Below are 5,137 nucleotides of genomic sequence, written 5' to 3' on the forward strand. Positions count from 1 at the left end.
CCGCACACAAGCGCTTCTCCTGGTGTTTTATTCCGGACTTAATACAAATGCACTACAAAAGAAAAAGAGCGCCTATTCGGCACTCTCTGATAGTTCAATATTCACTTCTAAACCTTCAGCAATGTTGGACATTTTTTGTAATTGCGTTTCGTCTACTTCTACAATTCCGTGCACAACTACTTCAATGCTTTCTAACTGTCCTAATTGCTCTGTATGCTTCTTTAAATAGTCGTGAGCGCCTTTGCCCTTTAACTCAATTTTATAACGCGTCATAACTTCATACGCCTCCTTATGACAGTTTGAATTTTTTAATGCGCGCGCCTGGATTCTTTCCAGTGTTTAGGATCGGATATTCAATACCTGTACGCATTGTGATTTCCATGCGATCTTGATCGCCTACTACCGGGAATAAACGAACTGTTAATCCACGGCGTTGACCGATTTCAACAGAATCTTTATGAACGACAAGTACACTGAATTCGCCCGCCGCATTGCTCACATCTACTGAATCAGATGCACAAACCGCCGCTCCAAAGAATGAACCAATTCGGCCCGTTGCGTTTGTTGGGTTTGCGATCTTATCACGGCTTACGAAATTAGGTAGGCGCATGAAAGTTGTGCTTAATTTAGGCGAGATAATGTATACAAGGTCTTGCATTGATTTGCTATAACCTGTTTCGAAAGAATCAATAATAGATAGAAACGCCTTTTCTGCAAAATGTGCCGTGTCTTCCGTAGAAATTGATGTTAATGCAAGTGCCGGCGCCGCATCAACTACCGCCGTTGCCTTTAATCCGTTCGTTACATTGAATAACACGCCGCTCTCTTCTTTTAACGCAAGCGCCTTTCCTGCTCCGGCCTGAATTTGTTGTAATGCAATCGGAATTGCGTCTTCTTCATACTCGGTAGAAATAAGAGTAGATGCCATTAATTTAGAATGACGAATAGTCAATTTGTGAGAAGTGTTAACAGTATCGTTTGCCGTATCCCATTTACCTTGCTCACCTGGGGCCATGACTTGAACATTCCAATTCGTTTCGTCTACTGGGAATGAAAATGGATCGGACGGCGTTGTAACAAAACCTAATGCGCCTTTAACGTCTGCATTCGCTAACTGTTTTTGTAGAATCTCATTCGCCAATCCTTCCGGTGCAAATGCATTTCCACCTGTAGCCGATCCACTGTTATAACCAATTGCCTTATGTTCAATGTACTTCCCGTCTTCAGCTACAAACGATTTCGTTTTTAGCAACTCTTTAAAGTCGCTGATAGCCTTTTTACCTACGCCAATTTGCGGCTCGTTCGTTGCTCCTGGCAAACGGTTTGCCTTTGTTTGTAGCGTATTTAATTGCTTTGCTTCTTCCGGGCTTAATCCATTAATTTTAAAACTCATTTTCCATTCCTTCTTTCATTTAGTTTTTGTATATGAACAAGTCTTAATGATTCCAACAACGTCATAGGGATGTTTAAACCAAGTGACTTGAAAATATCGTTTAATTCTTCTACAAACTGATTAATCGCATTTTCTTCCCCTGTTCCATTTAAGGAATCTCTCGTCGCTGTACGGACGTATTCAGACATGCTGATACTTTTACACTCGGAAGCATTTGAAACGCGGTTATAATCGAACCTGGAAAGGCTCACGTTAATTCTAGGCATTTTCACCACCTCACTTTCGTTGATAATTGAATTATAGGGAATATAGAAAAGTGTCGTTTGTGTTTGCGTTACGTTTCGTGCCATTTTTACGAAAAGTGTTACAACCTACTTTTGTATGAATGCTTTTATATAAAAGATTGAACGTTTGACAACATGTAACGTTTTACGAAATGTGTTACAAACCGGTTCTAAAAACGAGCGTTTTATGCATACGTTGCTACTACCGAATGCGGTATGTAGCAAATACAGTAAAATCAGCGTTCCGAATGTATACTTTTGTTTGCGATTTATACAAAAATCATTCAAATCGCTTTAAACCAGTGTTTTCAACGTTTTGAATGTAAACTAATATCTAAAAGTTTACATTCAAATATAAAAAGGCATAAAAAAATAGCCCTATCTCGCCAAAGAATAGGACTAAAGGCATTGCCCACCCGGGGAGGCGGGACTTATTGGACATTCAAACAAATTACACGACACTTACAAACGGCATTCGCTAGGCCGGTCTGTATTAAGTTGTCAATGAACAAGGGGCATTAACCCGTGCATTAAATATAGCATTGATTAATAAAACATGTTGAATCGCTGTTTAAAATCGGTTTCTATTTCTTCGTATCGTTGGGCCGCGTATGATTCCGTGTATAGGCCGTCTTTAACCATGTTATCTAATTCCATTCGGATAAATTTCAAAGCGTGTCTAGACGTCATTTTGACACGTGAAACGCGTTGTTTGATAGTTAGTAGCAAATTCTCGAAGCCGCTATTGTATTGATTCATGTTAATATTCGACTCACCTTCATATTCGGATGTGTATTTTCTCATGCGATCGCCTCCAATAATTTGATAAATGGATTGTAGCAAAACGGAGAAAAAAGAGTTTAAAGACCCATTAAAAAAGAGTCAATATACTGGACAATGCCATAAATTCATAAAACGGGTCAAACCGTTGATATGAAAAGCCTGGTGACTAATTTATGTAAAACGTTTTTGACACCCTAAAAAGAGAATGTATTGTCTAGAATAAAAAAAGCCGCTAGACGCTCCATATTGGCGTATAACGGACTTTAAAATATTTATAGTGTAAATAATATGCGATGCGCTAAAACTTCCGTGTGTGTCTGCATGTGTGGCCAAAAAGAACCCCTTATAATCCCGCTAACATGCCCACGGGAAACATTATGCTTTTTCGCTATGTGTCTATGCTTAATCCCTAACAAACTTATGAACAATATATTTATAACGTCGTCTTCCGACAATTTAGATACTGGATTCAATTCTCCTTTTAGCCTTGCTAACAAGCCATTTTCAGATGCATGTCGTATATTCTCTTCGTTAGTCAATAATTCCAAATTGTCCGGAGTATTGTTGCATTTATTCGCGTCTTTATGGTTGACAGTTACATCGTTTTGACTTCCGATAGCGTCACGACCAAACTTTATAAATGCAATAACGTTGTGAATTTTTACAGTTTTATCAGCAAGGCGAAATATAAAATAACCCTTGCCATCTTTATAAACTTTTCTATTTAGGATTAACCCGTTTTTATAATCAATTTTCAAAAGATGAATATGCTTTTCGATATGTTCATACGTACTTTGATACATTTTTTTCGCTCCTTTTATTTTTATTTCGGGAACGAAAGGAAATATGTACTTGTATATTGAAATGCAAAATATGCTATTCTAAATACAGACAAATTCCCTTTTTCCCGTCGGTGAAAAGTAGCCGTTTAATTCTTTAGGCGGAATGAGTCCGGCTACTCTATAGGGTTTTGACAGTTATCTAAAAGGTTCTTTAATTGGCGAATTAAAGTGCCTTTTTTCTTTTTGTATACTTGATTAGGCGAATAGTCTAAAACCTCTGAATTACCCTCTCTCGCTTGTTTAATCAACTTTCTATACTTCGATCTAGTCTTTACATTCAATTCATCTAATTCAATTGGATTTGCCAGTAAACCGCGTACCATAATACGCTCCTTTACGTCGCTTATAAATGACAAATCCAAATCTTTTCTACATGGTGTTATATCAAATAAATCGGTCATGAAATATTCTTCTACATCGAATATATTGTCACTCTCTTTAAACCGTTTTTGAACCTCTACACGCCAATATGATGTATCGACACACTTATCAATCGCGCCGCCGTTGTCCTGCCGCTCCTTTAATTTGTTGTAAATCCTATGTTGTTTGTGGCTCGCTTGACTGCCTATGTAGAGAGTTTCAAGTGTCCCATTCATATCTTCCCAATAATTCCGTTTGCGTCGCCCGTCGGCTCGCCAATCAATCATATGGAATGAATCGTAATTGAAATAATCAACTGCCAAATCCATTCGTGTTAAATACGGATATTTCAAATGCGTTAGAAGTTCGCATATATCTTTCATGCTTGCTTTGTTTGGGTTAAATTCGATACGTACTTTGTTTTGGTCGTTGCCCGTTTCGATGAAAGTACCGTCAATGCAATAGTGCGAATTTCGAAAAGCAAAACTTTTTGATGAAGACATAGAAGATATATAAGGCGATACAGCTACATAATCCGAAAATGTCCCAGTATCAAAAGCAATAATTGTTAAATTATCTATAGAAATATCAACTTTTTTCATAAGTTCACCTACTTTCTAAAACCAAAAATCAAATTCTTAGTTTTGCAAAATGACCGTTTTTTGGTGGGTTAACCTGCTGTTAGATAAGCAGGTTGAATTTTTAGGGGATGAAATTCCAAATTACAAAATCCTAAAAACCAAACCTCTACTCGTTTGTTTGCGTTCAATCAATCCCAATTCTTGCAACTCATTACCATTGCGCCACAACGTTTGGTGCGTTGCGAATCCTGTCAGTTCCAACATATCCTTTATTTGCACTTCTTTTCCTGATAAGTCGTGTAGCGCAATAGTCATAAACAACATTTTCGCATTCATGGAAACTTTTATTTTCGTTAATTCCTTTTGCATCTTCGCTATATCCCTTTTATCCATTCTTTTTTCTGCTACCATCATACTTTTTACCACCTTTCACATTTGTTATCGTAACAATAGCATGGATTCGCTAACTTTGCCTAGAACAAATTTAAAAGTCGAAATCAGCCAAACACCTTAATTGCTACCCGAAATACGTTCATAGCGCCCTAAAATGACACTATGAACGATTTAACGATGATAGACGCATTCTATCACTTCCCAAAAGTAAATCATGCGAAGACGATATAAAACATTTGCGCTCCGCTAGGGAATCCCTCGCCGGGTAGGCATCCCCAAAACATGGGTTTTGGAGAGATAAAAGGGTAATGGGCTTGTGGCTTCCTGTCTGCTCCTTATACTCACGCTACGCGCTCCGTTACCGCTAGACATATGCCATATGTAGCATAAGCCCAACATAGCAACCTAGACCGCACACAAGCGCTTCTCCTGGTGTTTTATTCCGGACTTAATACAAATGCACTACAAAAGAAAAAGAGCGCCTATTCGGCACTCTCTGAT

At 38.2% G+C, this 5,137-nt stretch carries 6 protein-coding genes; all 6 read right to left on the reverse strand.

The genetic code is table 11. The features are described 5' to 3' along the window. Positions 1-72: 72 nt before the first annotated feature. Positions 73-273: a hypothetical protein gene (locus MR109_RS29415; RefSeq protein ID WP_242274834.1), complete on the reverse strand. Its 201-nt coding sequence runs from the start codon at positions 271-273 to the stop codon at positions 73-75. Between the two features lie 16 nt (positions 274-289). Continuing rightward, positions 290-1,393 (reverse strand): phage major capsid protein, encoded by a 1,104-nt coding sequence (locus tag MR109_RS29420; RefSeq protein WP_242274835.1) that lies wholly within the window; start codon positions 1,391-1,393, stop codon positions 290-292. Then, a complete protein-coding gene (locus MR109_RS29425) occupies positions 1,390-1,659 on the reverse strand; it encodes a hypothetical protein (RefSeq protein WP_242274836.1) in 270 nt (89 codons plus the stop codon). Before MR109_RS29425 ends, MR109_RS29420 begins: the two co-directional genes overlap by 4 nt. Before the next feature lie 1,073 nt (positions 1,660-2,732). After that, positions 2,733-3,263 (reverse strand): HNH endonuclease, encoded by a 531-nt coding sequence (locus tag MR109_RS29430; RefSeq protein WP_242274837.1) that lies wholly within the window; start codon positions 3,261-3,263, stop codon positions 2,733-2,735. Between the two features lie 152 nt (positions 3,264-3,415). Continuing rightward, positions 3,416-4,264 (reverse strand): replication initiation factor domain-containing protein, encoded by an 849-nt coding sequence (locus MR109_RS29435; RefSeq protein ID WP_242274838.1) that lies wholly within the window; start codon positions 4,262-4,264, stop codon positions 3,416-3,418. Positions 4,265-4,384: 120 nt separating this feature from the next. Further along, the gene (locus tag MR109_RS29440; RefSeq protein ID WP_242274839.1) at positions 4,385-4,657 is read right to left on the reverse strand and encodes a hypothetical protein; all 273 of its coding nucleotides are present in this window, start codon (positions 4,655-4,657) and stop codon (positions 4,385-4,387) included. Positions 4,658-5,137: the final 480 nt, after the last annotated feature.

This window comes from Bacillus cereus group sp. BfR-BA-01310 (assembly GCF_022664325.1).
Lineage (GTDB): Bacteria > Bacillota > Bacilli > Bacillales > Bacillaceae_G > Bacillus_A > Bacillus_A paramycoides.

What these genes read in the sequence shown, in the direction of transcription:
- MR109_RS29415 (WP_242274834.1), bottom strand. Translation starts at nt 273, where the DNA reads ATGACGCGTTATAAAATTGAGTTAAAGGGCAAAGGCGCTCACGACTAT.
- MR109_RS29420 (WP_242274835.1), bottom strand. Translation starts at nt 1,393, where the DNA reads ATGAGTTTTAAAATTAATGGATTAAGCCCGGAAGAAGCAAAGCAATTA.
- MR109_RS29425 (WP_242274836.1), bottom strand. Translation starts at nt 1,659, where the DNA reads ATGCCTAGAATTAACGTGAGCCTTTCCAGGTTCGATTATAACCGCGTT.
- MR109_RS29430 (WP_242274837.1), bottom strand. Translation starts at nt 3,263, where the DNA reads ATGTATCAAAGTACGTATGAACATATCGAAAAGCATATTCATCTTTTG.
- MR109_RS29435 (WP_242274838.1), bottom strand. Translation starts at nt 4,264, where the DNA reads ATGAAAAAAGTTGATATTTCTATAGATAATTTAACAATTATTGCTTTT.
- MR109_RS29440 (WP_242274839.1), bottom strand. Translation starts at nt 4,657, where the DNA reads ATGATGGTAGCAGAAAAAAGAATGGATAAAAGGGATATAGCGAAGATG.